This window comes from Enterobacter sp. BIDMC93, assembly GCF_001037805.1.
Lineage (GTDB): Bacteria > Pseudomonadota > Gammaproteobacteria > Enterobacterales > Enterobacteriaceae > Enterobacter > Enterobacter hormaechei_C.
In genome coordinates, this window is record NZ_KQ089962.1 from 734,041 (window position 1) to 758,527 (window position 24,487).

Genomic DNA, 24,487 nt, shown 5'->3' on the forward strand with positions numbered 1-24,487 from the left:
CCTTTACTCCTTCTCGTTGACCTCTGGCAGCTGCCAGAAATCGAAAAAATTAAACCAGTCGAGCGGCGACAAGAGCGCGTAATGCTCCAGCCGCTGCGCATAGCGGTCGACGGTCTGCTGTAGCGCCTGCTGGCGTTCGCCGCGCGGCAGCAGCAGCGGGTCGGCAAACGGCTCGCAGTGCAGGGTCAGCTTTCCCTGCTGACAGAGGGCAAAAATCAGCACCACCGGGCAGCGCAAAATGGACGCCAGGATAAACGGCCCCTGCGGGAACGGCGCGGGCTGGCCCATAAATTCGCTCCATATCACCCGCCAGCTGCCGCCGCGCTGCGGGGTGACGGCGATGCGATCGCCCACGATCGCCACCCATTCGCCGCGATCCAGCTTCTCTTTAATGAGGATGGCAGTCTCCGGGCCAATGTCGGTGACCGGCATCAGGTGAATGCCCGCCTGCGGCGCCATCTCCTCCATCACCTGCTTAAAGCGTCTGGCGTTGTCGCTGAAGACCAGCGCGTTGATGGTTTTCGCCCCTTCGCGCTGGGCCAGCGCACGGCAGGCTTCCACATCGCCAAGATGCGACGCGAGCAGCAGTTTGCCCTGAGGATCGTCGAGCCCCAGCGCCTCCTGCGCGCCTGGCGCAAAGACCAGATCGCGATGGAGTTTCATTTCGCCGCGCCAGCTGGCCACTTTATTCAGCATGGCATGACCGAAGCGCAGGAAGTGGGAAAAACTGTTTAGCCGCGCGAGGGGCGGCATTTGCCGCTGTGCCATCACCGTTTTAACCCGCGCCAGCCACTGCTGCGACGCCTGACGCGCAGAGCGGGCGGTCAGCCAGTAGACGGCGGTAACCGGCCACAGCAGGGCGGTAAACGCCTTACGCCCCAGCAACTGCCAGACGCGCAGCATCAGGCGCATGCCCCATAATCCTTTTACCTCCTGCTGCTGCGCCCAGTGCTGCGAGCGGCGACGCATCAGCAGGGAAGGAATGCGCGGCAGCATGCCGAGAAACAGACGGGTATGCATCAACGAGATGCGCACGTTGTCTTTCAGGGCATCAAAATGGGATACCCCGTCCGGCGGATAGGTCACGCGGGTGGGCAGAAAATAGCTGGTGTTGCCCTGCCAGTAGAGGCGCACCATCACTTCGGTATCAAAATCCATTCGCCTGCCGAGCGGCGTGGTTGCTGCAAGGCGCAGAACCGGGGCTATCGGGTAAACGCGAAACCCGCACATACTGTCTTTCAGTTGCAGGGAGAGGGTTTCAATCCAGACCCAGACGTGCGTTATCCAGCGCCCGTACAGGCGCGAACGGGGGATTGAGTCATCGTAAACGGGCTGCCCGGAAATGAGCGCATCGGGATGACGCCCGGCCAGCGCCAGCAGTTTGGGAATGTCCTCGATAGCGTGCTGGCCGTCAGCGTCCACCTGAACGGCGTGGGTGAAGCCGCGATCGGCGCAGGCTTTCAGCCCCAGCATCACCGCCGCGCCTTTGCCGCTGTTTTCGGCCAGCCGCAGCAGTGTCATCTGCGGACGATCCGCCGCCAGCGCTTCAAGCGTGCGGCGCGTGGTTTCATCGCTGCCGTCGTCCACCACCAGACAGGGCAGATCGAAAGGCGCCAGGCGCGCCAGCACCGAAGCCATCATCGCCCCGTGGTTGTAGCAGGGGATCAGCACGCAGGGACGGAAGGTTACTGACATAAGCGAATCTTCCCGCTGCTGGCGGTGTGGCGCTCGTTACCCGCATGGCGCTGGTAGCTAAAGGTCAGCAACTGGCGTTCAGGCTGCCAGGCAAGGAGCAGCGTGACCGTGTTCTCCGGCAACAGCGGGGCGGCGAACTTCACGTTCTGAATACTGTGAAAACGGTAGCCCGACGCCAGCGCGGCGGCGTAATGCATCACCCAGTCGAGCTGCGCCACGCCCGGCAGCAGCGGCTGTACGGCGAAATGTCCCTTAAACCAGAGCAGGTCAGGATCAAGATAAAAGGTTATCTCCAGATGCTGTGGATCGGGCTGGAGGCGCCCGATTTCAGGGATCTTCATGAAACAACTCCTGTAGCTGCGCAGTCACGCGCTTGTTCATGCTGTTGACCGGGATTTCATCAACGATCCGCCAGTAGCGCGGTACGGCAACCGGTTCAAGCCAGGGGCGAAGGGCGCGTCGCCAGGCGAGCTCCTGCGCTGTTTTGCTCTGTTCGTGTTGCTGACGCACCGCTTCATTCAGCACCAGCAATACGCCAATGCCCTGACGCCCGCCGCGCGTCACCGTCAGCGCGGCGGCCTCGCGGATGCCGTCCAGCGCCAGCAGGCGGTGCTCAATGTCATCGAGTGAAATGCGCTTATCTTCAATTTTGACCACCCGACCACGACGCCCGACGAGGCTGAACTGCCCGTCAGCCGTGAAGTGCAGGATATCATCCAGCACGATTCCCTCCGCCTCGGGGATCAGCGGCGACGTCACGCGATCGCCGTGAAACGCCACGCCGGGAAAAGGCTGCCAGCGCGTGCTTTCCTCCTGACGGTAGCGCCAGGCCATTACGCCCGTTTCCGTGCTGCCGTATATTTCATCCGGCCAGACGTTGAGCCAGGCCTGAACCGCGGCGACCTCCAGCCAGGGCAGTGCGCCGCCGGCGGAGACGAGCAGGTTGACGGGGGGCGGCGTCAGCGACGCGTCCAGCCGCTTGAGAAACGCCGGACTGCTGATGAAAAGATAGCGTTTATCGTCGGGAAGGGCAGAGAGCTGCTCGGCATAGTTGAGCAGGCTGGCATGCAGCGGCAGGCCGAGCGCCATGGGTAAGACAACACGAAACGTCAGGCCATACAGGTGGTGCAGCACCACGGAAGCCACGACGTGACAGCCCGCCAGACGCTCGCCAAAATGCGCCGCCAGCAGACGAGCCTCACGATCAAGGCTGACCACCGGCTTACTGACCCGCTGCGGCGTGCCGGTCGAGCCGGAGGTGTAAAGCTCGATCGTGCGCATCTCACCGATGGCAGGCAGCGGTGAAAAGGGATGGCCTGCCCGCTGCGCGGAAGCCACCCGCAGCTGTCGCCCCTGAAAATCGAGCGTGGTGTCGCTCAGGACGCCGCTGAACAGCGCCCGCTGTTCGTTAAGCTGCGCCGCCCGGCTGTGCCCGGGGAGGACCGGCGTTTTACCCGCATGCAGCGTCGCCAGCAGCGCGACAATAAACAGATAACCGTTTTCGATGCACAACGCCCAGCGCTCGCCATCTTCACGACGCAGCGTGTCGACCAACTGAGTGACGTCGTGGCGCAGATCGCCAAGCGTCCAGAGATGGTCGTCCTGCCAGGCGACAGGGGTGTCGTCAGGGCGGGGCGCACTGAGCCACTGGCTAAGCGGAAGAGGGTTAAGCATCGTTTTTCATCGCCCGTTGTCGCACCACCCACTCGCCAGCCATCAGCGTGCCCATCAGGAGATAGGCAATCATCCCATTCCACAGCGTCCACAGACGGATATCGGCGTGTAATACGGTAAACAGCGCGATCGCCCCGTTGATAATAAAAAAGCCGCACCAGACCTGGGTAACCCGGCGCGTGTAACGTACCCCGACGGGGGAGAGATCCGGTTCACGCAGGCGCGCCAGCCGTTCAACGACAGGCATTGCCGTCCACAGCGAACCGCCAAACACCACCAGCATCACCAGATTCACCACCACTGGATATAACAGCACCCACTGGTGCGCGTGCAGGACGTAGCTCGCCGCGCAAAGCGCTATGCCAGCCAGCGCCACGCTCACGAACAGATAACGCAGGGGGCCGCCCTGCCGACGGGCCTGGCAGACGCGCAACAGCAGCACCAGCGCCATCACGGGCAGTATCCCGTGCAGGCTATTATTCGCCAGCCCGAAGCCGATCAAAAACGGCCATGCCAGCAGCATCAGCCCCGTCAGGGCGGGAAGAACTGGAATCGAACGCACGTTACGCGTCGCGCTGAAGCTGTTCCACAACGTCCACGACGTCCTGCACCGTGCGCACCGCTTTGAAGGTTTCGGGCTTGATTTTATGGCCCGTTTTCTTTTGCAGGTGCACCACCATATCGACGGCATCAATGCTGTCGAGGTCCAGATCCTCGTAAAGACGTGCCTCAGGGGTAATATCCTCCGGGGCGATTTCAAACAGCGTAATAAGAAGCGCAGAGACTTCCTGATAAATCGTTTGTTGTTCTGTCATAGCGGTCATTCTCAGGCGCGTTGTTGATGGATAAAAGCCGCGAGCGTGGCAACGGAATAGAAGTGCTGACGCATCTCGTCACTTTCGGCAGAAAGCACTACGCCGTACTGATTTTTTACCGCCAGCCCCAGCTCAAGGGCGTCGATTGAGTCCAGACCGAGGCCGTCGCCAAAGAGCGCGGCGTCTGTATCAATATCCTCTGGGGTAAGTTCTTCCAGATTCAGCGTAGAGATAATGAGATTCTTAATTTCAAGATAGAGCGCTTGCATCTTTCGTTCCTGACAAAGATTGAAGACCGGTTGTTAACTGATGCTGCATATGCCGGTTTAACTGCCTTGCTGCCAGCGCGGGTTCGTGCTGACTCGCATCATAAAAATCATGAATGTTGATGCGTTCGCGAACATCCACGGTGAAAACAGGTTTGTTGGGGGGCACGTTATACCAGCTGCTCTGTTTATCAAGCATCCGTTCGCTACAGTGGATCACCACCACGCGCACGGCGCTGTTGCAGCGAACGGCGATATTCGCCGCCCCACGTTGCAGGGTCATGGCTTCCCCCACCCGGGTGCGGGTGCCTTCAGGGAAGATAAGCAGGGTGTCGCCCTGGGCCAGACGCTGCTGGCTTGCGGCAAGCAGCGTGTCGGCTTCGCTGTTAATCAGATAGTCAGCCGCGCGGATCACGCCGCTGACGAACGGGTTACGCAGCAACGCGCTTTTCACCAGACAGTCGGTTTCGTTCATCACCGACGCCAGCAGAACGTAGTCCAGCAGCGAGGGATGATTCGCAATCACCAGACAGCCCCGCTCGGCGCGCAGAACGTCCAGGTTGTTGAAACGGTAATCCAGTACCCCTGCACCGCGTACCACCGCGAGGAACAGGCGAAAACTGGCAGAAATAGTGCGGCGTGCCAGGCGGCGACGTTGAGTGCGGTCGCGCTGGAAAATCAGCAGCAGGTTAAACCACACCAGCGACAGCGTCAGCCCGCCGAGGCCGAACAGGACGAAGCACAATCCGGTCATCAGCATCCGCCATATCCGATCGAGGCGGGAACGTAACCCTCTCATTGGCGCGTCCATTGCCACAGCAGGCGCTCGCCCGGCAGGGTAAACTGGCGCTCGTCCCGCAGGTAATGGCGCAGGAACTGGAGGCTTTGCGGCAGCGCGGGCTCTTCAGGCGTGCGGTTGACGTGCGTTTCACAGCTGAGCGTATTTCCCGCCTCAATCACCAGCGCCAGCGCGTAGGGCCAGACGGGCATCTGCGGCGGCAGCCCGGCGTGATAAAAATCAGGCAGCAGACCGTCGAAATCCACCAGCAACACGCGGGAGTAGCCCGCATGCAGCAGGCTCAGCACGTCGCACAAGCTCTGCTGGAAGGTATCCATACCGGCGGAAACCGACGAAGAGACAACAGGCTGACGCGCGGCGATAGTGAGATTGCCGACCGCCGAGTTGTGTACCGACATGGCAAAATCGGTGGGGGAAACGGGCTGTTCTGCCGCCAGGGCCTGGAGAATACGGAAATTGCGCTCCAGCTCCCCATGACGGCTGCTGTAGACGACGGCATCGATGCGGTGTTTGCGCAGCATCATCAGGCCAAGATCGACGGCCAGCCTGCTGCCTGAATTCAGGCGGCGGGCGGTCATCATCGGCAGATCGGTCAGTTTCGCCAGCGGTGCAGCGGGATCGATGGCGTCAGACCGGCGTGACCATGCCTGCCATTCGTCGGCATCGCTGAGTCCTGGCGCTCTTGCCTGCCAGTCGATAAGGGTAAGTGTAAATTTCATCTACGCGCGTCCGCGATAAACCTGTTTCTGTGACTTTTTCTTCGCCAGCGCGATTTGCTGCGCACATCGTACAATGTTGTCGTCGCGCTGGCGAATAAACGTCACTTTTGACCCTTTCCACCCGGTTATCCCGGCAAACGGCTTTTTGGCCGACCCGGACCCAGAAGAATGGCGAGTTTACTGCCTCCTTTCGTGGTTTCCATCCAGATTTTACAGACGCTGGTGAGCGGCACGGAGAGCAGCATGCCCACCGGACCCAGCAGCCATCCCCAGATCAGTAACGATAAAAACACCACCATCGTCGACATGCCCAGACGATGGCCCATCATGCGCGGCTCGAGAATGTTACCCAGCACCATATGCACGACAAGGAACAGCGCCCCTACCAGCATGCACTCATAAAAACCGTTAAACAGGAACGCCTGGATCATCGGCGGAACGGCGGAAAGCACCGCGCCGATATTGGGTACGTAGTTTAGTAAAAAGGCCAGCACGCCCCACATCAGCGCGAACTGCACGTCCAGCAGTACCAGCCCCAGCCAGACGATCACGCCGGTCCACAGGCTTAACAGCGTTTTCAGCGCCAGATATTTGGATACGCCCTTCAGCGCACGGTGCAAGCCGGCAATGTGGATCTGAGGATTGTTCAGGGCAAAACGCAGTTTATACGGCACGTGGCGCACTTCGAACAGCATAAACACCACCGTCATCACCAGCAGCAGAATGCTGGCCATTGCCCCGGAAAGCCCGGTCATCAACGTGGTGGCGTAGGTCATCACCTTCTCGGAATCCATCCGACGCAGCATCCGTTCCGGTGAGATATGCAGATTCACGAACGGCAACATGCGCTGAAGATCGACCAGCTTGCGCGTCAGCTCTTTATTGTACTGCGGCAGCATGGTGGAAAATTCGCTCAGCGAGGCGGCGAGCACGCCGAACAGCGCCGTCAGGACAACCAGCATCACCATCACCACAATGGTAATCGCGACCGGGCGGCTGATGCCCCGGCGTAAAAACCATGTCACCAGCGGGTTGAGCACAATGGCGAAAAACAGCGCCAGCAGAAGCTGAACAATGATATCCGCCGCCGCGTGGATACCCGCAAGGATAACCACCAGGCAGGCAAGTTTTAATAAAATATGAAGTCCGGCTTTGTCGGGCGGGCTGGCAGTCATAAGAATTCCTTTTTCCGGGGGGCGTGTTAATTGTAGTGCGCCGGATGGGCTTCGTCTGGCGTGTTAGTCTGAAAGTCGTGGCAAAAAAATGGCCCCCGGCGCAAGCGACGGAGGCCACGGCATCCTGGTGAACGATTACTGGATCACGAGGGTGTTAATGATGTTTTCAGCGGCGGTCTGCGCTTTCTGCTGATTGTCTGCCGGCAGGGTGATCTGCATGGTCAGCAGTTTATTGTCCACCTTGCCGAGCACCACGGAGGAGTAGGCGGTCTGGCCTTTGGCAGAGATGATGCTGTCCAGTTGTTGCAGCGTGTGGCCTTTCAGTTCAACAGACTTGTTGGTGACCACCTGAAGCTGCGGGTCGCGGCTGCGCTGCTGATCTTCCAGGCGTTTGGCCAGCACGCCAAGATCTTCGCTGGTATCGTCACCGACGATCACAATCACCGCTTTTTGGCCGGTGGCATCGGAATAGACGTGCATATTGTTCGCCTGGGTACCCAGCTTACCGCTCTGGTCGGTCATGTCCGCAGGCAGAGAGAAACTGAGTTTGCCATCCATCAGGCTCACCGGCTGACCGGTGGCGTTGCTTTCTGCTGACGCGCCCTGAGCAGGCGTTTTGGTGTCGCTGTTATCACAGGCTGCAAGGCCAACAACCAGCAGGCCAATCCCGACATATTTAACCAGATTGCGCATTGACTTCTTCCTTTCGATAAACGGCCATAACGGCTCATTCGTTCATCTTATCACAACTGATAAAGCGAACCCTTAACCTGCCTGCAATGCGGAGATTTCAGATTTATCTGCCAGCCTTTTCAGCAGCATATTCAACAGCACGCCGTACATCGGCAGGAAGAAAACCAGGCTGATAAGCACCTTAAAGGCGTAGTCCACCAGAGCGATTTCCATCCAGTGTTCTGCCATGAAGGCGTCCGGGCTGCGCCAGAAGGCGATGAAGAAGAAGGCCAGCGTATCGCTCACGTTACCGAACAGCGTGGAGGCCGTTGGTGCCATCCACCAGCGATGGTTTTGACGCAGGCGGTTAAACACGTGAACATCGAGGATCTGCCCCAGGGCATAAGCCATAAAGCTGGCGGTGGCAATACGCGCGACGAACAGGTTGAAGTGCGTCAGCGCTTCGAAGCCCTGCCAGCTGCCCATGTAAAACAGCGAGGAGATGGCGTAGGAGACAAACAGTGCCGGGATCATCACCGCAAAAATAATCCGCCGCGCCAGCGGTGCGCCAAAAATACGCACGGTTAAATCCGTCGCAAGGAAAATAAACGGGAAACTGAACGCGCCCCAGGTGGTATGGAAACCAAAAATGGAGATGGGGAGCTGTACCAGATAGTTACTGGAGATGATCACCAGCAGATGAAATAGCGAAAGCCAGAACAACGCCTTGACGCGCTGCGATTGTGTAAAGGAGTTCATATTGTACCTTTTTGATTAATATTTGGGGTGAGGGAACCCAATAAAGCCGCCGCATGATACTGCTTTGACGACACTTTGCAATGGCTAATTTTCACGCAATCGTTAACCTGGTTTGCATTGGCGATAGCGGGGCGTAAACTACAGCCGTTTTTACCTGAACGAGAAGAAAATGACCGACCTGTTTTCCAGCCCAGACCACACGCTTGATGCTCAGGGCCTCCGCTGCCCGGAGCCGGTAATGATGGTGCGTAAAACCGTCCGTAACATGCAGAGTGGCGAAACGCTGCTGATCGTCGCTGACGACCCGGCTACCACCCGTGATATCCCCGGCTTTTGTACCTTTATGGAACATGAACTGGTGGCGCAGCAAACCGAGACCTTGCCGTACCGGTATTTGATTCGTAAGGGGTAAGTGCGGCCTGACGCCCGGCGGCGCTTCGCTTGCACGGGCCTACGGGTGTAGTAGGTCGGGTAAGGCGCAGCCGCCACCCGACAAGTACTCATCACAATTTCGAACCATCGTTTCAAAATTTCGCGCTTTTGTGAGGCGCTTCACCCTCCCTTTTCCAGCCGTAGTCTAATTTTTAAGCGTCAAAAACTAAAACATCGTTTTAACGCTTATCTCACTACCCTGGAGTTGACTCAATGAAAACGACCCTCAAGCCGTTACTGGCCGCGCTGTGCCTGTCTGCTTTTGCCTGCTCCGTTTCTGCCCAGACCATCAAAGCCGCCGATGTGCATCCCGAAGGCTACCCGAACGTGGTGGCGGTTCAGCACATGGGTGAAAAACTCAAACAACAAACCGATGGCAAGCTGGAGATTAAGGTCTTCCCCGGCGGCGTGCTGGGGGATGAAAAGCAGATGATTGAGCAGGCGCAGATGGGGGCGATCGACATGATCCGCGTCTCTATGGCGCCGGTGGCTGCCATTCTGCCGGATATCGAAGTGTTTACGCTGCCCTACGTATTCCGCGATGAAGACCACATGCACAAGGTGATCGACGGGGATATCGGCAAGCAGATCGGCGACAAACTCACCGCCAACCCGAAATCGCGTCTGGTCTTCCTTGGCTGGATGGATTCCGGCACCCGTAACCTGATCACCAAAGAGCCGATCGTCAAACCGGACGATCTGAAAGGGAAGAAAATCCGCGTGCAGGGCAGCCCGGTGGCGCTGGCCACGCTGAAAGCGATGGGGGCGAACTCGGTGGCGATGGGCGTCAGCGAGGTTTACAGCGGCATGCAGACCGGGGTGATCGACGGCGCGGAGAACAACCCGCCAACCTTTATCGCCCACAACTATATGCCGGTCGCCAAAAACTACACGCTGAGCGGCCACTTCATCACCCCGGAAATGCTGCTCTATTCCAAAGTGAAATGGGACAAGCTCAGCGCTGACGAACAGCAAAAGATCCTGGTGCTGGCCCGCGAAGCGCAGTTCGAGCAGCGCAAGCTGTGGAATGCGTATAACGACCAGGCGCTGGCGAAAATGAAGGCCGGCGGGGTGCAGTTCCACGACATCGATAAAACGGTGTTTATCAAGGCGACAGAGCCGGTGCGCGCGCAGTATGGCGATAAGCATCAGGATCTGATGAAAGCCATCGCTGACGTCCAGTAAACCGGAGTACGTATGTCCGAACTCTACCTGAAGTGGATGGACCGTCTGTACCTGTTCGCCATGGCGGTGGCAGGTATTTCGCTGTTGGTGATGACGATTGTCATCCCCATCGGCATTTTTTCACGCTACGTGCTCAATCGCGGCGAATCCTGGCCGGAGCCGATCGCCATTATCTGCATGGTGACGTTTACCTTTATCGGCGCGGCGGTGAGCTACCGCGCCGGGTCGCATATTGCGGTCAACATGCTCACCGACCGCCTGCCCGCGTCGCTGCAAAGAGTGTGCGCGCGGATGGTGGATCTGCTGATGCTGCTGATTTCAGGCCTGATGTGCTGGTACAGCTACTGGCTGTGCGTCGAGCTGTGGGAGCAGCCGGTGGCGGAGTTTCCGCTTCTGACCTCCGGCGAAAGCTATCTGCCGCTACCTGTCGGGTCGGCCATTTTGATCCTGTTTGTGCTTGAACGCCTGCTGTTTGGCTCGCAGGAAAACCGTCCGGTCGTGCTGATCGGCAATCACAGTTAAGGGGTGAACAATGGATGCGTTTGTTTTGTTATTCACCCTCGCCATTTTGCTGGCGCTGGGGATGCCGGTGGCCTTCGCCGTCGGGTTAAGCGCCGTGGCGGGGGCGTTGTGGATCGATCTGCCGCTGGAGGCGTTGATGATCCAGATCACCAGCGGGGTGAATAAATTTACCCTGCTGGCGATCCCGTTCTTCATTCTTGCCGGGGCGATCATGGCGGAAGGGGGCATTGCCCGACGGCTGGTCAACTTCGCGTACGTTTTTGTCGGCTTTATTCGCGGCGGGCTGTCGCTGGTGAACATCGTGGCATCAACGTTCTTCGGCGCGATTTCCGGCTCGTCGGTGGCGGATACGGCGTCTATCGGCAGCGTGATGATCCCGGAGATGGAGAAGAAGGGCTATCCGCGCGAATACGCGGCGGCGGTGACGGCCAGCGGGTCGGTGCAGGCGATCCTGATCCCGCCCAGCCACAACTCGGTGATTTACTCCCTGGCGGCAGGGGGAACGGTCTCCATCGCCACGCTGTTTATCGCGGGCGTGCTGCCGGGCCTGCTGCTGGGCGTGAGCCTGATGGTGCTCTGCCTGTGCTTCGCCCGCAAGCGCGGCTATCCGAAAGGGGACAAAATCCCGTTCAGGCAGGCGCTGAAAATCATGCTCGATGCTCTGTGGGGGCTGATGACGGTGGTGATTATCCTCGGCGGGATCTTGTCCGGGATCTTCACGGCGACCGAATCTGCCGCCGTGGCCTGCCTGTGGGCGTTCTTCGTCACCATGTTCATCTACCGCGATTACAAGTGGAATGAGCTGCCGAAGCTAATGTGTCGCACGGTGAAAACCGTCACCATCGTGATGATTTTGATTGGCTTTGCCGCGGCGTTTGGCGCGGTAATGACCTACATGCAGCTGCCGATGCGCATCACCGAATTCTTCACGTCGCTGTCCGATAACAAATACGTGATCCTCATGTACCTCAACATCATGCTGCTGCTGATTGGCACGCTAATGGACATGGCGCCGATCATCCTGATCCTGACCCCGGTACTGCTGCCGGTGACCAACTCGCTGGGGATCGATCCGGTGCATTTCGGAATGATCATGATGGTGAACCTGGGGATTGGGCTGATCACGCCGCCGGTCGGGTCGGTGCTGTTCGTGGCGAGCGCGGTGAGTAAGCAGAAGATCGAGCACGTGGTGCGGGCGATGCTGCCGTTTTACGGTATGTTGCTGGTAGTGCTGGGGATGGTGACATACATCCCGGCGATATCATTGTGGTTGCCGGGGGTGCTAGGGATGCAGTGACGCCGTTTTATGCCGGGTGGCGGCTACGCCTTACCCGGCCTACGGTTACGGTTCGGAGATGTTGTAGGCCCGGTAAGGCGTAGCCGCCACCGGGCATTTTTACCGACGGCGCAACAGCCGCAACGCGTTCGCCGTAACCAGCACCGTTGCCCCCGTATCCGCCAGTACCGCCAGCCACAGTCCGGTCATGCCGAGCAGCGTGGTGACGAGGAATATCCCCTTCAGCCCCAGCGCAATCCCAATGTTCTGGCGGATATTGGCGCGCGTCGCCCGCGCCAGGCTAATCATCTGCGCCAGCCCGGTCAGGCGGTTGTGGGTCAGCGCCGCATCCGCCGTCTCCAGCGCCACATCGGTGCCGCTGCCCATCGCAATGCCGATGGTGGAAGCCTTCATTGCCGGGGCATCGTTTATCCCGTCCCCGACCATCGCCAGCGGGGCATGACCGTTCAGCTCGGTTACCGCGCTGACTTTATCCGCAGGCAACAATCCGGCCTTAAACTCCAGCCCCAGCTCGCCGGCAATCGCCGCCGCCGCACGCGGGTTATCACCGGTCAGGATCACGCCCTGTACCCCCAGCCTGTGCAGCGCGTCGACGGCGTCTTTCGCATCGTCACGCAGGGTGTCGCGCAGCGCCAGCATGCCCATCGGTACACCGTCCTGCATCACGGCAACAACCGTCTGCCCGGCCTGCTCTAATGCCTCAACCTGTGGATTCGGGAACGCGCCTGCCGCGGCGATCAGCACTTTTTTGCCTTCGACCACAGCCTCAATCCCTGACCCGACAAGCGCTCGCTGGGCGGTTGCCGGAGGGATGGTCAGCCCGCGCCCCTTCGCTTCACGCACAATCGCCTGCGCCAGAGGGTGGGTGGAGCCCTGCTCCACGGCAGCGGCCAGCGTCAGCAGGGCGTCTTCACTGATGTCCTGCGGATACACGCCGGTCACCTGCGGCTTGCCGACGGTCAGCGTGCCGGTTTTATCGAAGGCGATGTGCTGAACCTGGCTCAGCTGTTCCAGCGCCGCGCCGCCCTTAATCAGCGCCCCGCGACGTGCCGCCGCCGCCAGCCCTGAGGTAATCGCCGCCGGGGTGGAGATCACCAGCGCACACGGACAGCCGATCAGCAGCAGCGTCAGCCCTTTGTAAATCCAGCCCTCCCACGGCGCGCCGAAGAACAGCGGCGGGACGACGGTGACCAGCAGCGCCACCAGCATGGTGGCGGGGGTGTAAATCCGGCTGAAGCGATCGATAAAGCGTTCTACCGGCGCGCGGCGCTCCTCGGCTTCTTCTATCAGCCTGAGGATGCGGTCGATGGCGCTGTCGCCCGGTTCGGAAAGGACCGTCAGCAGCACCAGTCGGTCGACGCTGGTGGCGCCCGCAGGCACCTTTTCACCTGCCGCGCGCGCTACCGGGATGGATTCCCCGGTCAGGGCGCTTTCGTCAAAGCTCGCGGTGGCGGTAATGAGGGCCCCATCGGCTGGCAGACGTCCGCCTGCGGGCACTTCAATCACGTCGCCCGGGCGCAGGGTATTGATGGCGACCGTTTCACGCTGACCATGAATAACCCGCGTGGCGGTTTCCGGCTTCAGCGCCATCAGCGCGCTCACCCCTTTACGCGCCCGACTCGCCGCCCAGCCCTCAAGGCGTTCGCCAATTAAGAACAGCAGCAGCACCATCGCCGCTTCCGCCGTCGCGCCAATAAACAGCGCCCCGATAGCCGCCACGCTCATCAGCGTTTCGATGGCAAACCAGCTGCCGCTTCTCATCAGACGCAGCGCCTGACGCGCAATCGGGAACAGGCCAACCAGCGTGGTGGCGATAAACGCCAGGTTGCCGAACGGGTGGTTGATTTGCTCCAGCCCCCAGCTCAGGGCCATCATGATGATGAGGGTGATAAGGGGCAGGTTTTCTTTTAGCGGGGACGTTTTTTCTGCGGGCGCCGTTTCGCTGCGCAGGGTATAACCCGCTTTGCTGACGGCGGCTTCAACCTGTCTGCTGACGTCGTTTTCGGCGCTGACCAGCAGCTTTTCGGTAGCGAACAGCACCTGAACGTGGTTCACACCCGGCACCTGCTTCACCGCATTTTCCACTTTGCGGGCGCAGGCCGCGCAGTCCATGCCGTTGACCACCCAGCTGTAGTGATTGCCGTTTTCAGGCAGCGCTTCGGTCCGGGTTTCGCACGCGCCCTCGCAGCAGCAGTCCTCTTTTGGCGGAACCGGGCTGAGCTTAAGTGCCGAGAATTGGGGAACTTTTTTAGGTATTTCTGGAGTCGACATGGCAGTCTCCGGTAATGATAATTTTCTCATTAACCGCAGCATACACTCTGGAGTCGACTCCAGAGTCAAGCGTTATTTAGATATACAGCGAACGCACAATCAGGAAGTGTCCGGCAAAGTAACAGGCGGCGGAAATCGCATTATCCGCACGGAAGCGGCGGCGATAGTGGCTGCCCAGCCAGACGATATTACCCAACAGCAACAGTGCGGCACCGAAGAACGCAGACATTGCCGGAGCGGTCGGACGGAAGAACCACAGCTCGCCCGCCAGCCACACCATCACCAGCGTCATGGCGATAAACGTACAGACCGGGAGACGCATCTCTTCCAGACGCGACCAGATCACCGCGATCAGCAGGGCGCCAATCACCAGCAGCACCAGCGGCAGCGGCCAGAAGAAGGAGAGCGTCATCTGGCTGGCAAAGTAGATGGTATAGAGCAGATGCGACAGGAAGAACGCCCCCACGGCGTACAGCAGGCGCTGGCGCGGCAGCAGGGTTAAGGCATCGCCAATCAGGGAAGCACACAGCCCCGCGAGGACAAGATAGCTAACGGCGTTAAACATCGGGGCCTGCCAGGCAAGCAACAGCAGGAGTAATAGCGTGACGGGTTTAAACAACCAGCGCTGCCAGGCTGGGCCACGGTAGGACGCATCGACGTAAAGCCATGCGGAAAAACAGACAGCGATAAATGACCAAAGCATATTAACTCCCTGTAACTGTTGAGGCTGAATGATCAGTTCCTGATCCAGTGTAGTGACGCGAGCGGGCGTTTGGCAATGCCGGGGCAGGCGAGGTATCCTGAATTCCGCATAATCTGATGGGACTTTTCAATGAGCAAGATGCCGCTGTTTTTCATTATCGTGGTGGCGATTATCGTCATTGCCGCCTCGTTTCGCTTCGTGCAGCAGCGCCGTGAGAAGGCCGACAATGACGCCGCGCCGCTGATGCAAAAGCGCGTGGTGGTGACGAACAAGCGTGAGAAGCCGCTTAACGACCGCCGCTCCCGCCAGCAGCAGGTGACGCCAGCGGGCACAACGATGCGCTATGAAGCGAGCTTTAAGCCGGAAACCGGCGGGCTGGAGATGACCTTCCGCCTGGAGGCGCAGCAGTACCACCAGCTGACGGTGGGGGAGAAAGGCACGCTGAGTTACAAAGGGTCGCGGTTTGAAGGTTTTACACCTGAGCAGTAATGCCGGGCGGCACTGCGTTTGCCCGGCCTACGGGGTTACGTAGGCCCGGATCGCTGCGCGCCACCGGGCAATAGCGCACCTTACTTCTTCACCTGCGCCTTAAACTTCTTCATCCACACCAGCAGCTCAAACACGCCGAAAATAAACACCCGCAGCTGCTGCCAGCCGGTCATCGGTGGGCCATCTTTAGGCAGACCGTTTTTCAGCATCACCATCTGCAAGGCATGCATGAACGCGGTAAAAATCAGCGCCACGTTAATAAAGATATTCAGCGGACGCGGGAACGGGTGCACCAGATTCAAAATCAAAAATGCCCAGACGCACAGCATCAGCACGCGCCCTACGTTAATCAGTACTGGCATCGGATCCTCCTTGTGCCTGACGGTGATACAGACGATAAGCCACCTGGCCGGCGACCTTCTCGCGGTGTAGATCCCAGTGAACGGGAACGGGCGGCAGGCCATTTTCCACTTCGCTTTCAACGTAAATCAGCGCGTCGTCTGCCAGCCAGCCATTTTTTTCCAGCAACGATAATGTCTCTTCCAGCAGCCCTTTACGGAACGGCGGGTCAACAAACACCACGTTGAAGGGTGTCCCCTGTTGGGCGAGGAAGCTCAGCGTGTTGGTATTCACCACTTTCGCGTTGGTTGCCTTCAGCGTAGCCAGATTTTGCTGCAACGTCTGCGCGACGCCGCGCTCCATCTCCAGCAGCGTGGCGCTGGCGGCATAACGCGACAGCGCTTCCAGCCCCAATGCACCGCTTCCGGCGAAGCAGTCCAGGCAGTTGGCGTCTACCATAGACGGGGCGAGCCAGTTAAACAGCGTCTCGCGAACGCGGTCCGTGGTGGGGCGTAAACCGGGGCTGTCCGGCACCGGTAATTTCCGGCCTCGCCACTGACCGCCGATAATGCGAATTTGACCGGCCGGGGCGCGGGTGGGTTTCTTCATCTCAGGAAAGCTCTGTTAACCATTGCCCTACGATTGCGGGCGGTGATGTCAATTAAGTAAAGTGTTAGACTATTTCATCATTTTTTTAGCTTCCCTGTATATAGCGCCGCGAGGAGTGTAGTCGCAGATGGCAAAACAAAAAAAACGTGGCTTCTTTTCCTGGTTGGGTTTCGGTGAAAAAGAGCAAGAAACAGAACAGAAAACCGAAGAACAGCAGGTTGTAGAAGAGCCGTCACAGCCTGAAACGCCTGTCGAAACCGCTGCGGTTGTCGAAGCGGAAGAGCCAGCCCACAGCAAAGAAGAGATTGAATCCTTTGCCGAAGAGGTGGTTGAGGTTACTGAACAGGTTCAGGAGAGCGAAAAACCAGAGCCGGTTATCGTTGAAACCCTTAACGAAGCGCCGCAGGCCACTATCGAACACGAAGAGCTGCCGCTGCCGGAAGAGGTGAAAGCTGAAGAGGTTTCTGCCGAAGAGTGGCAGGCCGAAGCGGAAACCGTTGAAATTGTTGAGGCGGTGGAAGAAGAAGCGGCCCTTGAGCCAGAGTTGACCGACGAAGAGCTGGAAGCCCAGGCGCTGGCGGCGGAAGCGGCTGAAGAAGCGGTCATCGTCGTGCCGGTGGAAGCGCAGGCCGAAGAAGAGATCGTTCAGGAGCAAGAAAAACCGACCAAAGAAGGTTTCTTCGCGCGCCTGAAGCGCAGCCTGCTCAAAACCAAAGAAAACTTAGGTTCCGGATTTATCAGTCTGTTCCGCGGCAAAAAGATCGACGACGATCTGTTTGAGGAGCTGGAAGAGCAGCTGCTGATTGCGGACGTGGGCGTGGAAACCACCCGGAAGATCATCGCCAACCTGACCGAAGGGGCGAGCCGCAAACAGCTGCGTGACGCCGAGGCGCTGTACGGCCTGCTGAAAGACGAGATGGGTGAAATTCTAGCAAAAGTTGACGAACCGCTTAATATTGAAGGCAAAATGCCGTTTGTTATCCTGATGGTTGGCGTCAACGGCGTGGGCAAAACCACCACCATCGGCAAGCTGGCGCGCCAGTTTGAGCAGCAGGGCAAATCGGTGATGCTGGCGGCGGGCGATACCTTCCGTGCGGCAGCGGTGGAACAGCTTCAGGTGTGGGGCCAGCGCAACAATATTCCGGTTATTGCTCAGCACACCGGCGCGGATTCCGCGTCCGTGATTTTCGATGCCATCCAGGCGGCGAAGTCGCGTAACGTGGACGTGCTGATTGCGGATACCGCAGGGCGTTTGCAGAACAAATCGCACCTGATGGAAGAGCTGAAGAAAATCGTTCGCGTCATGAAGAAGCTGGACGAAGATGCACCGCATGAAATTATGCTGACTATCGATGCCAGCACCGGACAGAACGCCATCAGCCAGGCGAAACTGTTCCATGAAGCGGTAGGACTGACCGGGATCGCGCTGACCAAGCTGGACGGGACCGCGAAAGGCGGGGTGATCTTCTCCGTGGCCGACCAGTTCGGCATTCCTATCCGTTACATCGGTGTGGGCGAGCGTATTGAGGATTTACGTCCGTTTAAAGCGGACGACTTTATTGAGGCACTATTTGCCCGAGAGGACTAACAATGATTCGCTTTGAACACGTCAGCAAGGCCTATCTCGGCGGGAGACAAGCGCTACAGGGGGTGACATTCCACCTCCAGCCAGGCGAGATGGCATTCCTGACCGGCCATTCCGGCGCGGGGAAAAGTACCCTGCTCAAGCTGATCTGTGGGATCGAGCGGCCAAGCGCCGGGAAAATCTGGTTCAGCGGCCATGAAATTAGCCGTCTTAAGAACCGTGAAGTGCCGTTCCTGCGTCGTCAGATTGGCATGATTTTCCAGGATCACCACCTGCTGATGGATCGCACGGTTTTCGATAACGTCGCGATCCCGCTGATTATTGCTGGCGCCAGTTACGATGATATCCGCCGTCGCGTTTCGGCGGCGCTGGATAAGGTCGGGCTGCTGGACAAAGCGAAGAACTTCCCGATCCAGCTCTCCGGCGGTGAGCAGCAGCGCGTGGGTATCGCCCGCGCGGTAGTGAACAAGCCTGCCGTTTTGCTGGCGGATGAACCGACCGGTAACCTGGACGATGCTCTCTCTGAAGGGATCCTGCGTCTGTTTGAGGAATTTAACCGCGTGGGGGTCACGGTACTGATGGCGACGCACGACATGGGGCTGATCTCCCGCCGTTCGTACCGCATGCTGACCCTGAGCGACGGGCATTTGCACGGAGGCCACGGTGAATAAGCGTGATGCAATGAACCAGATTCGGCAGTTCAGCAACCGGTTTGACCGTTTCCGCAAGCCTCAGGGCGGCGGGGACGGCAATCGCAATGCGCCTAAGCGTGCCAAAGCGGCACCGAAACCGAACTCCCGCAAAACCAACGTCTTTAACGAGCAGGTGCGGTACGCCTTCCAGGGCGCGTTGCAGGATCTGAAAAGCAAACCGCTGGCGACGTTCCTGACGGTGATGGTGATTGCCATCTCCCTGACGCTGCCCAGCGTCTGCTACATGGTTTACAAAAACGTAAACCAGGCGGCGTCCCAGTACTATCCGTCGCCGCAGATCACCGTTTATCTGGATAAAGCCCTCGACGATAACGCGGCGGCTCAGGTGGTGGGGCAGATTCAGGCCGAGCAGGGCGTGGAGAAGGTGAACTATCTTTCCCGCGATGAAGCGCTGGGTGAGTTCCGCAACTGGTCCGGATTCGGCGGCGCGCTGGATATGCTTGAAGAGAACCCGCTGCCCGCGGTGGCGGTGGTGATCCCGAAACTCGATTTCCAGGGCACGGATTCGCTCAACACCCTGCGCGACCGCATTACCCGCATTAACGGGATTGATGAAGTGCGCATGGACGACAGCTGGTTTGCCCGTCTTGCCGCCCTGACCGGGCTGGTAGGACGCGTGTCGGCGATGATCGGCGTGCTGATGGTGGCGGCGGTGTTCCTCGTCATCGGTAATAGCGTGCGCCTGAGCATCTTCGCCCGTCGCGATACCATCAACGTGCAGAAACTGATTGGCGCAACGGATGGTTTCATCCTCCGCCCGTTCCTTTACGGCGGCGCGTTATTAGGTTTTTCTGGTGCATTTCTTTCATTGATATTGTCAGAAATTTTGGTGATGCGGCTGTCGTCTGCCGTGACTGAAGTGGCGCAGGTTTTCGGAACTAAGTTTGATATCAGTGGCTTAGGGTTCGATGAGTGCCTGCTGTTGCTGCTGGTGTGCTCCATGATCGGCTGGGTGGCGGCATGGCTGGCAACGGTTCAACATTTACGCCACTTTACTCCCGACTAATAAAAGCGTGATATAATCTTTCCCTGCACCGAGATGTTCGCTTGCAGGGAAAGCGTCCCTGTTGTCTCTTCCCCTGTAATCATCTTCATGTCACATTTTGTGCGTAATTTATTCACTGTTGCACCTGGAACTTGTGGATAAAATCACTGTCTGATAAAAGAGTGAATGCTAATCTCGTTGCTCAAACGCTTTGGCATGGTTGTTGCCTGACGGGGACAACCTGGACCAGAAGAAACATTGAGAGGAATGAATGACCAAAGAAATGCAAACTTTAGCTTTAGCCCCTGTTGGTAACCTGGAATCTTACATCCGGGCTGCGAACACTTGGCCGATGTTAACGGCTGAGGAAGAAAAGGAGCTTGCTGAAAAGCTGCATTACCAGGGCGATCTGGAAGCAGCTAAAACGCTGATCCTGTCTCACCTGCGCTTTGTTGTTCACGTTGCTCGTAATTATGCGGGCTACGGCCTGCCGCAGGCGGACCTGATTCAGGAAGGTAACATTGGCCTGATGAAGGCGGTACGTCGCTTTAACCCGGAAGTGGGTGTGCGACTCGTCTCCTTCGCCGTGCACTGGATCAAAGCGGAAATTCACGAATACGTCCTGCGTAACTGGCGTATTGTGAAAGTCGCCACGACGAAAGCGCAGCGCAAACTGTTCTTCAACCTGCGTAAAACCAAGCAGCGTCTGGGCTGGTTCAATCAGGATGAAGTGGAAATGGTGGCGCGCGAGCTGGGCGTTTCCAGCAAAGACGTCCGCGAGATGGAATCCCGTATGGCCGCGCAGGACATGACATTTGATATGTCTGCCGACGACGACGCGTCCGACAGCCAGCCGATGGCCCCGGTTCTGTATCTACAGGATAAAACCTCTAACTTTGCTGACGGCATTGAAGAGGATAACTGGGAAGACCAGGCGGCGAACAAGCTGACCTTCGCGATGGAAGGCCTCGACGAGCGTAGCCAGGATATTATCCGTGCCCGCTGGCTGGACGAAGATAACAAGTCCACGTTGCAGGAACTGGCCGACCGCTACGGCGTCTCCGCTGAACGTGTGCGTCAGCTTGAGAAAAACGCCATGAAAAAACTTCGCGCCGCTATCGAAGCGTAATTTCCGCGAAGTACACCGAGAACCCTCGAATGCAAATTCGGGGGTTTTGTTTTTTTAGCGCCCGCTCTGGCGAATTTCTTCCCCCTGGCAAACACTTACTGATGCGCTAAGCAGGCGACTTTCAGAGGGTGACAGGGTGAAAAATAACGAACTGAACGACCGGCGTTTACAGGCGACGCCGCGCGGTATCGGCGTCATGTGTAACTTCTATGCCGATAAAGCCGAAAACGCCACGGTGTGGGACGTGGAAGGTAACGAGTATATTGATTTTGCCGCCGGGATCGCCGTGCTGAATACCGGGCATCGCCATCCTAAAGTTATCGCCGCCATCGAAAAACAGCTTCACGCCTTTACCCATACCGCTTATCAAATCGTCCCCTATGAAGGTTATGTGGCGCTTGCCGAGCGCATCAACCAGCGCGTACCCATAGAGGGGCCAGCCAAAACCGCCTTCTTCTCAACGGGGGCGGAAGCGGTCGAAAACGCGGTGAAAATCGCCCGCGCGTACACCAGACGTCCCGGCATTATCACCTTCGGCGGCGCGTTCCACGGCCGTACCTTTATGACCATGGCGATGACCGGCAAAGTGGCGCCCTATAAGCTCGGCTTCGGCCCGTTCCCCGGCTCGGTGTACCACGCGCAATTCCCCAACAGCCTGCACGGGGTTAGTACCGCCGAAGCGCTAAAAAGCCTGGAGCGCATCTTCAAAGCCGATATCGCGCCCGATCAGGTGGCGGCAATCATTATTGAACCGGTTCAGGGCGAGGGCGGGTTCAACGTCGCGCCCGCTGATTTTATGCAGGCGCTGCGTGCCCTGTGCGATACCCACGGGATTTTACTGATTGCCGACGAAGTGCAAACCGGCTTCGCCCGTACCGGCAAGCTGTTCTCCATGGAAAACCACTGCGTGAAGCCCGATCTGATCACCATGGCGAAAAGCCTGGCGGGCGGGATGCCGCTCTCTGCCGTCTCTGGCCGGGCGGAGGTGATGGATGCGCCCGCCCCGGGCGGGCTGGGCGGAACCTACGCGGGTAACCCGCTGGCGATTGCGGCGGCCCATGCGGTGCTGGATGTGATTGACGAGGACGATCTCTGCACCCGCGCGGCGCATCTCGGGCATCATCTGGTCGAGGTGCTGAATAAAGCGAAGGATGGCTGTCCGTATATCGCCGATATCCGTGGGCAGGGCTCGATGGTGGCGGTAGAATTTACCGATCCGCAAACCGGACAGCCGTCGCCCGAATTTACCCGTCAGGTTCAGGAGCGCGCGTTGAACGAAGGGCTGCTGCTTTTGAGCTGCGGCGTTTACGGCAACGTTATTCGCTTCCTCTACCCGCTCACCATCCCCGAAGTGCAGTTCCGTAAAGCGCTGGATATTATTTCCGCCTCGCTGACACGATAAAGCCAAAAGCCCGGCTGAAATGACAGTTGGGCTTATCATATTTTCATTTCAAATTAGCTATTCCAAAATCATAAAAATGGGGTATGTTTTAGCAGAGTATGCTGAAAAAGCGCGAACAGCACGCCTATAACTGAAATAAAGCGCTACACAATAACATCACAACAATCGTTATAACCATAATAATGGGGAATCTCAGGATGAACATGAAGGGTAAAGCGTTACTGGCAGGATGTATCGCGTTGGCATTCAGCACTATGGCCCAGGCCGATATTAAAGTGGCCGTGGTGGGCGCGATGTCCGGTCCGGTAGCACAGTACGGCGACCAGGAATTTACCGGCGCGGAACAGGCGGTTGCAGACATTAATGCTAAGGGCGGCATCAAGGGCGAAAAGCTGCAAATCGTAAAATATGACGATGCCTGTGACCCGAAACAGGCGGTCGCGGTGGCGAACAAAGTGGTAAACGACGGGATCAAATACGTTATTGGTCACCTGTGCTCCTCTTCCACCCAGCCCGCGTCTGACATCTACGAAGACGAAGGCATTCTGATGATCACGCCGGCCGCGACGGCGCCAGAGCTGACCGCGCGCGGCTATAAGCTGATCCTGCGTACCACCGGTCTGGACTCCGATCAGGGGCCAACCGCCGCGAAATATATCGTGGAAAAAGTGAAGCCGCAGCGCATCGCGATTGTTCATGACAAACAGCAGTACGGCGAAGGCCTGGCCCGTGCGGTGCAGGATAACCTGAAAAAAGCGAACGCCAACGTGGTGTTCTTTGACGGTATCACCGCCGGTGAGAAAGACTTCTCGACCCTGGTCGCGCGTCTGAAGAAAGAAAATATCGATTTCGTTTACTACGGCGGCTACCACCCGGAAATGGGGCAGATCCTGCGCCAGGCGCGTGCGGCGGGTCTGAAGACGCAGTTCATGGGGCCAGAAGGTGTCGCGAACGTTTCCCTGTCTAATATCGCGGGTGAATCCGCTGAAGGGCTGCTGGTGACCAAACCGAAGAACTACGACCAGGTGCCTGCGAACAAACCTGTTGTCGATGCCATCAAGGCGAAGAAACAGGATCCAAGTGGTGCGTTCGTCTGGACCACCTACGCAGCGTTGCAGTCTCTGCAAGCGGGCCTGAACCAGTCAGCCGATCCGGCGGAGATTGCCACCTGGCTGAAAGCGAACTCGGTGGAAACCGTGATGGGGCCGCTGTCCTGGGATGAGAAGGGCGATTTGAAGGGCTTCGAGTTCGGCGTGTTTGACTGGCATACCAACGGCACGGCGACTGACGCAAAATAAACGCAAAAAGGCAACGCAAGTTGCCTTTTTTAATGTTTTCTCCCTCTCCCCGTGGGAGAGGGCCGGGGTGAGGGCATCAGCCCGCTCAGCCCTCTTTTGCCCGGTGGCGCTTCGCTTACCGGGCCTACTATGAGCACCTCGCAGCCGCCACCCGGCTTTCTTTTAGCGCTTCTCCCACCCGTTCGCCTGCGCCGTAAACCCTAACGCCTGCATAAACGCCGCCATCACGCCGCGATCCTCTACGCCCACGTCGGCCATCCACCAGGAGGTTACGCTCGGGTTTTCGCGGATCACCTCTTCAATCAAATACTGCCCGACCCCGCGACGACGGGTCACGTCGCGCACGCGCAGGGAGTCCAGCGCCCCTTCCGTGCCGCTCAGCGTTACGCGGACGGCGGCCAGCAGACGTTCATTAAAACGCGCGGCATAGATGCGGTGGTTTTCATCGACGGCCAGCGATGAAGGGGAATATTCCGGCCAGATCTTGCCCAGGTCGATACGATCCTGGTCGCTAAAGGTCACCAGACGCACGATAGTCAGTTTCATTAGCTGCTTGTCCAAATCAAAAAGAGTAGGGCCAGTGTACTCAATTTATTTGCTCAGGCGCTTTCTCTTTTTCTTCCCATTTACCAGGTGATTAGTTTTTTGGCAGCGCGATGGGCAGTTTGAAAACACATGGATCGAAAAATAAGCAGAATTTTAACCTGAAGGGCAGTGATTTATTCGGCGCTTTGTACCGTTATTTTATGCTGCAAACCGCGCTTTTATTTGTTTATCTCCGCCTGATTTCAGAATATTATCTTTGCTTAATCGCCTGAAAAATAGAGATTTTAGTCTGGTTTTTGACAAAAAACTGCGCTAAACCATTAAAGGCACTGGTAAAAATAGCGTTGTTCATAAAAAGTACAGAATGCTTTTTAACCATAATAAAACAAAATATAAACATGACATCAC

The 24,487-nt window shown here is 58.0% G+C and carries 27 protein-coding genes; 11 read left to right on the forward strand and 16 right to left on the reverse strand.

All coding sequences use genetic code 11. From position 1 onward, the window contains the following. Nucleotides 1-3: 3 nt before the first annotated feature. The 11 genes from SK58_RS03360 to SK58_RS03410 all read right to left on the reverse strand — a co-directional run bounded on the left by SK58_RS03360 (nt 4) and on the right by SK58_RS03410 (nt 8,574). Complete coding sequence (locus SK58_RS03360) at nt 4-1,695, reverse strand: glycosyltransferase family 2 protein (RefSeq protein WP_023304570.1); 1,692 nt, start codon at nt 1,693-1,695, stop codon at nt 4-6. Beyond that, on the reverse strand, nt 1,686-2,036 hold the full coding sequence (locus SK58_RS03365; protein ID WP_017693835.1) for an ApeI family dehydratase: 351 nt from the start codon (nt 2,034-2,036) through the stop codon (nt 1,686-1,688). Before SK58_RS03365 ends, SK58_RS03360 begins: the two co-directional genes overlap by 10 nt. Next, nucleotides 2,023-3,369, reverse strand: a complete 1,347-nt coding sequence (locus tag SK58_RS03370) for a class I adenylate-forming enzyme family protein (RefSeq protein ID WP_023295554.1) — start codon at nt 3,367-3,369, stop codon at nt 2,023-2,025. The genes SK58_RS03365 and SK58_RS03370 overlap by 14 nt, the downstream gene beginning before the upstream one ends. Beyond that, on the reverse strand, nt 3,362-3,961 hold the full coding sequence (locus SK58_RS03375; RefSeq protein ID WP_023304569.1) for a COG4648 family protein: 600 nt from the start codon (nt 3,959-3,961) through the stop codon (nt 3,362-3,364). The genes SK58_RS03370 and SK58_RS03375 overlap by 8 nt, the downstream gene beginning before the upstream one ends. After that, entirely contained in the window at nt 3,933-4,184 is a 252-nt protein-coding gene (locus SK58_RS03380; protein WP_003861262.1) for an acyl carrier protein, read from the reverse strand. The genes SK58_RS03375 and SK58_RS03380 overlap by 29 nt, the downstream gene beginning before the upstream one ends. Before the next feature lie 11 nt (nt 4,185-4,195). After that, a complete protein-coding gene (locus tag SK58_RS03385) occupies nt 4,196-4,453 on the reverse strand; it encodes a phosphopantetheine-binding protein (RefSeq protein WP_003861263.1) in 258 nt (85 codons plus the stop codon). Next, nucleotides 4,434-5,249 carry a lysophospholipid acyltransferase family protein gene (locus SK58_RS03390; RefSeq protein ID WP_023304568.1) on the reverse strand — a complete coding sequence of 272 codons (816 nt, stop codon included), beginning with the start codon at nt 5,247-5,249 and terminating at the stop codon, nt 4,434-4,436. Before SK58_RS03390 ends, SK58_RS03385 begins: the two co-directional genes overlap by 20 nt. Beyond that, entirely contained in the window at nt 5,246-5,968 is a 723-nt protein-coding gene (locus SK58_RS03395) for a beta-ketoacyl synthase chain length factor (protein ID WP_017384119.1), read from the reverse strand. The genes SK58_RS03390 and SK58_RS03395 overlap by 4 nt, the downstream gene beginning before the upstream one ends. 125 nt (nt 5,969-6,093) lie before the next feature. Beyond that, entirely contained in the window at nt 6,094-7,143 is a 1,050-nt protein-coding gene (locus SK58_RS03400; protein WP_003861270.1) for an AI-2E family transporter, read from the reverse strand. Nucleotides 7,144-7,278: 135 nt separating this feature from the next. Beyond that, complete coding sequence (locus tag SK58_RS03405; protein WP_003861272.1) at nt 7,279-7,836, reverse strand: DcrB family lipoprotein; 558 nt, start codon at nt 7,834-7,836, stop codon at nt 7,279-7,281. A 72-nt stretch (nt 7,837-7,908) separates the two neighbouring features. Further along, nucleotides 7,909-8,574: a 7-cyano-7-deazaguanine/7-aminomethyl-7-deazaguanine transporter gene (locus SK58_RS03410; RefSeq protein WP_003861274.1), complete on the reverse strand. Its 666-nt coding sequence runs from the start codon at nt 8,572-8,574 to the stop codon at nt 7,909-7,911. A gap of 169 nt (nt 8,575-8,743) precedes the next feature. On the opposite strand from SK58_RS03410, the gene tusA reads away from it, so the two are divergent. The 4 genes from tusA to SK58_RS03430 all read left to right on the forward strand — a co-directional run bounded on the left by tusA (nt 8,744) and on the right by SK58_RS03430 (nt 12,010). Then, nucleotides 8,744-8,986, forward strand: a complete 243-nt coding sequence (gene tusA, locus SK58_RS03415; protein WP_000130627.1) for a sulfurtransferase TusA — start codon at nt 8,744-8,746, stop codon at nt 8,984-8,986. A gap of 233 nt (nt 8,987-9,219) precedes the next feature. Beyond that, nucleotides 9,220-10,191, forward strand: coding sequence for a TRAP transporter substrate-binding protein (locus tag SK58_RS03420; RefSeq protein ID WP_045328567.1), 972 nt, complete (start codon nt 9,220-9,222; stop codon nt 10,189-10,191). Between the two features lie 12 nt (nt 10,192-10,203). Then, nucleotides 10,204-10,713 carry a TRAP transporter small permease gene (locus SK58_RS03425; protein WP_015571482.1) on the forward strand — a complete coding sequence of 170 codons (510 nt, stop codon included), beginning with the start codon at nt 10,204-10,206 and terminating at the stop codon, nt 10,711-10,713. A 10-nt stretch (nt 10,714-10,723) separates the two neighbouring features. Continuing rightward, nucleotides 10,724-12,010 carry a TRAP transporter large permease gene (locus SK58_RS03430; RefSeq protein WP_015571481.1) on the forward strand — a complete coding sequence of 429 codons (1,287 nt, stop codon included), beginning with the start codon at nt 10,724-10,726 and terminating at the stop codon, nt 12,008-12,010. A 99-nt stretch (nt 12,011-12,109) separates the two neighbouring features. Here the strand turns inward: SK58_RS03430 and zntA are convergent, their stop codons facing one another. Both zntA and SK58_RS03440 read right to left on the reverse strand, forming a co-directional pair. Beyond that, entirely contained in the window at nt 12,110-14,281 is a 2,172-nt protein-coding gene (gene zntA, locus SK58_RS03435; RefSeq protein WP_047728568.1) for a Zn(II)/Cd(II)/Pb(II) translocating P-type ATPase ZntA, read from the reverse strand. 76 nt (nt 14,282-14,357) lie between these two features. Beyond that, nucleotides 14,358-14,984, reverse strand: a complete 627-nt coding sequence (locus SK58_RS03440; RefSeq protein ID WP_003861515.1) for a lysoplasmalogenase — start codon at nt 14,982-14,984, stop codon at nt 14,358-14,360. 129 nt (nt 14,985-15,113) lie between these two features. Between SK58_RS03440 and SK58_RS03445 the strand changes: the two genes are divergently transcribed. Then, nucleotides 15,114-15,473 (forward strand): DUF2500 domain-containing protein, encoded by a 360-nt coding sequence (locus SK58_RS03445; protein WP_032620984.1) that lies wholly within the window; start codon nt 15,114-15,116, stop codon nt 15,471-15,473. 80 nt (nt 15,474-15,553) lie between these two features. Here SK58_RS03445 and SK58_RS03450 read toward each other — a convergent pair whose 3' ends face one another. Together SK58_RS03450 and rsmD are read right to left on the reverse strand one after the other, a co-directional pair. After that, nucleotides 15,554-15,835 (reverse strand): DUF1145 family protein, encoded by a 282-nt coding sequence (locus tag SK58_RS03450; RefSeq protein WP_017384124.1) that lies wholly within the window; start codon nt 15,833-15,835, stop codon nt 15,554-15,556. Then, nucleotides 15,819-16,421, reverse strand: a complete 603-nt coding sequence (rsmD, locus tag SK58_RS03455) for a 16S rRNA (guanine(966)-N(2))-methyltransferase (RefSeq protein WP_015571477.1) — start codon at nt 16,419-16,421, stop codon at nt 15,819-15,821. Before rsmD ends, SK58_RS03450 begins: the two co-directional genes overlap by 17 nt. Before the next feature lie 127 nt (nt 16,422-16,548). Here rsmD and ftsY point away from each other — a divergent pair, with 127 nt between their 5' ends. From ftsY to livJ, 6 genes are all read left to right on the forward strand, one after another. After that, entirely contained in the window at nt 16,549-18,009 is a 1,461-nt protein-coding gene (gene ftsY / locus SK58_RS03460; RefSeq protein ID WP_015571476.1) for a signal recognition particle-docking protein FtsY, read from the forward strand. A 2-nt stretch (nt 18,010-18,011) separates the two neighbouring features. Beyond that, complete coding sequence (gene ftsE, locus SK58_RS03465; RefSeq protein WP_006812284.1) at nt 18,012-18,677, forward strand: cell division ATP-binding protein FtsE; 666 nt, start codon at nt 18,012-18,014, stop codon at nt 18,675-18,677. Beyond that, nucleotides 18,670-19,725 (forward strand): permease-like cell division protein FtsX, encoded by a 1,056-nt coding sequence (ftsX, locus tag SK58_RS03470; RefSeq protein WP_017384126.1) that lies wholly within the window; start codon nt 18,670-18,672, stop codon nt 19,723-19,725. Before ftsE ends, ftsX begins: the two co-directional genes overlap by 8 nt. A gap of 250 nt (nt 19,726-19,975) precedes the next feature. Then, nucleotides 19,976-20,833, forward strand: a complete 858-nt coding sequence (gene rpoH, locus SK58_RS03475) for an RNA polymerase sigma factor RpoH (RefSeq protein WP_000159624.1) — start codon at nt 19,976-19,978, stop codon at nt 20,831-20,833. Nucleotides 20,834-20,969: 136 nt separating this feature from the next. Beyond that, the gene (locus SK58_RS03480) at nt 20,970-22,235 is read left to right on the forward strand and encodes a 4-aminobutyrate--2-oxoglutarate transaminase (RefSeq protein ID WP_017693844.1); all 1,266 of its coding nucleotides are present in this window, start codon (nt 20,970-20,972) and stop codon (nt 22,233-22,235) included. Nucleotides 22,236-22,432: 197 nt separating this feature from the next. After that, the gene (livJ, locus tag SK58_RS03485) at nt 22,433-23,533 is read left to right on the forward strand and encodes a branched chain amino acid ABC transporter substrate-binding protein LivJ (protein ID WP_156174990.1); all 1,101 of its coding nucleotides are present in this window, start codon (nt 22,433-22,435) and stop codon (nt 23,531-23,533) included. A 162-nt stretch (nt 23,534-23,695) separates the two neighbouring features. Here livJ and panM read toward each other — a convergent pair whose 3' ends face one another. Further along, nucleotides 23,696-24,079 (reverse strand): aspartate 1-decarboxylase autocleavage activator PanM, encoded by a 384-nt coding sequence (gene panM / locus SK58_RS03490; RefSeq protein ID WP_015571473.1) that lies wholly within the window; start codon nt 24,077-24,079, stop codon nt 23,696-23,698. Nucleotides 24,080-24,487: the final 408 nt, after the last annotated feature.

Excerpts from the sequence above, each read along its gene's own strand:
- SK58_RS03360 (WP_023304570.1), bottom strand. The coding sequence starts at position 1,695 with ATGTCAGTAACCTTCCGTCCCTGCGTGCTGATCCCCTGCTACAACCAC.
- SK58_RS03365 (WP_017693835.1), bottom strand. The coding sequence starts at position 2,036 with ATGAAGATCCCTGAAATCGGGCGCCTCCAGCCCGATCCACAGCATCTG.
- SK58_RS03370 (WP_023295554.1), bottom strand. The coding sequence starts at position 3,369 with ATGCTTAACCCTCTTCCGCTTAGCCAGTGGCTCAGTGCGCCCCGCCCT.
- SK58_RS03380 (WP_003861262.1), bottom strand. The coding sequence starts at position 4,184 with ATGACAGAACAACAAACGATTTATCAGGAAGTCTCTGCGCTTCTTATT.
- SK58_RS03385 (WP_003861263.1), bottom strand. The coding sequence starts at position 4,453 with ATGCAAGCGCTCTATCTTGAAATTAAGAATCTCATTATCTCTACGCTG.
- SK58_RS03390 (WP_023304568.1), bottom strand. The coding sequence starts at position 5,249 with ATGAGAGGGTTACGTTCCCGCCTCGATCGGATATGGCGGATGCTGATG.
- SK58_RS03395 (WP_017384119.1), bottom strand. The coding sequence starts at position 5,968 with ATGAAATTTACACTTACCCTTATCGACTGGCAGGCAAGAGCGCCAGGA.
- SK58_RS03400 (WP_003861270.1), bottom strand. The coding sequence starts at position 7,143 with ATGACTGCCAGCCCGCCCGACAAAGCCGGACTTCATATTTTATTAAAA.
- SK58_RS03405 (WP_003861272.1), bottom strand. The coding sequence starts at position 7,836 with ATGCGCAATCTGGTTAAATATGTCGGGATTGGCCTGCTGGTTGTTGGC.
- SK58_RS03410 (WP_003861274.1), bottom strand. The coding sequence starts at position 8,574 with ATGAACTCCTTTACACAATCGCAGCGCGTCAAGGCGTTGTTCTGGCTT.
- tusA (WP_000130627.1), top strand. The coding sequence starts at position 8,744 with ATGACCGACCTGTTTTCCAGCCCAGACCACACGCTTGATGCTCAGGGC.
- SK58_RS03420 (WP_045328567.1), top strand. The coding sequence starts at position 9,220 with ATGAAAACGACCCTCAAGCCGTTACTGGCCGCGCTGTGCCTGTCTGCT.
- SK58_RS03425 (WP_015571482.1), top strand. The coding sequence starts at position 10,204 with ATGTCCGAACTCTACCTGAAGTGGATGGACCGTCTGTACCTGTTCGCC.
- SK58_RS03430 (WP_015571481.1), top strand. The coding sequence starts at position 10,724 with ATGGATGCGTTTGTTTTGTTATTCACCCTCGCCATTTTGCTGGCGCTG.
- zntA (WP_047728568.1), bottom strand. The coding sequence starts at position 14,281 with ATGTCGACTCCAGAAATACCTAAAAAAGTTCCCCAATTCTCGGCACTT.
- SK58_RS03440 (WP_003861515.1), bottom strand. The coding sequence starts at position 14,984 with ATGCTTTGGTCATTTATCGCTGTCTGTTTTTCCGCATGGCTTTACGTC.
- SK58_RS03445 (WP_032620984.1), top strand. The coding sequence starts at position 15,114 with ATGAGCAAGATGCCGCTGTTTTTCATTATCGTGGTGGCGATTATCGTC.
- SK58_RS03450 (WP_017384124.1), bottom strand. The coding sequence starts at position 15,835 with ATGCCAGTACTGATTAACGTAGGGCGCGTGCTGATGCTGTGCGTCTGG.
- rsmD (WP_015571477.1), bottom strand. The coding sequence starts at position 16,421 with ATGAAGAAACCCACCCGCGCCCCGGCCGGTCAAATTCGCATTATCGGC.
- ftsY (WP_015571476.1), top strand. The coding sequence starts at position 16,549 with ATGGCAAAACAAAAAAAACGTGGCTTCTTTTCCTGGTTGGGTTTCGGT.
- ftsE (WP_006812284.1), top strand. The coding sequence starts at position 18,012 with ATGATTCGCTTTGAACACGTCAGCAAGGCCTATCTCGGCGGGAGACAA.
- rpoH (WP_000159624.1), top strand. The coding sequence starts at position 19,976 with ATGACCAAAGAAATGCAAACTTTAGCTTTAGCCCCTGTTGGTAACCTG.
- livJ (WP_156174990.1), top strand. The coding sequence starts at position 22,433 with ATGAACATGAAGGGTAAAGCGTTACTGGCAGGATGTATCGCGTTGGCA.
- panM (WP_015571473.1), bottom strand. The coding sequence starts at position 24,079 with ATGAAACTGACTATCGTGCGTCTGGTGACCTTTAGCGACCAGGATCGT.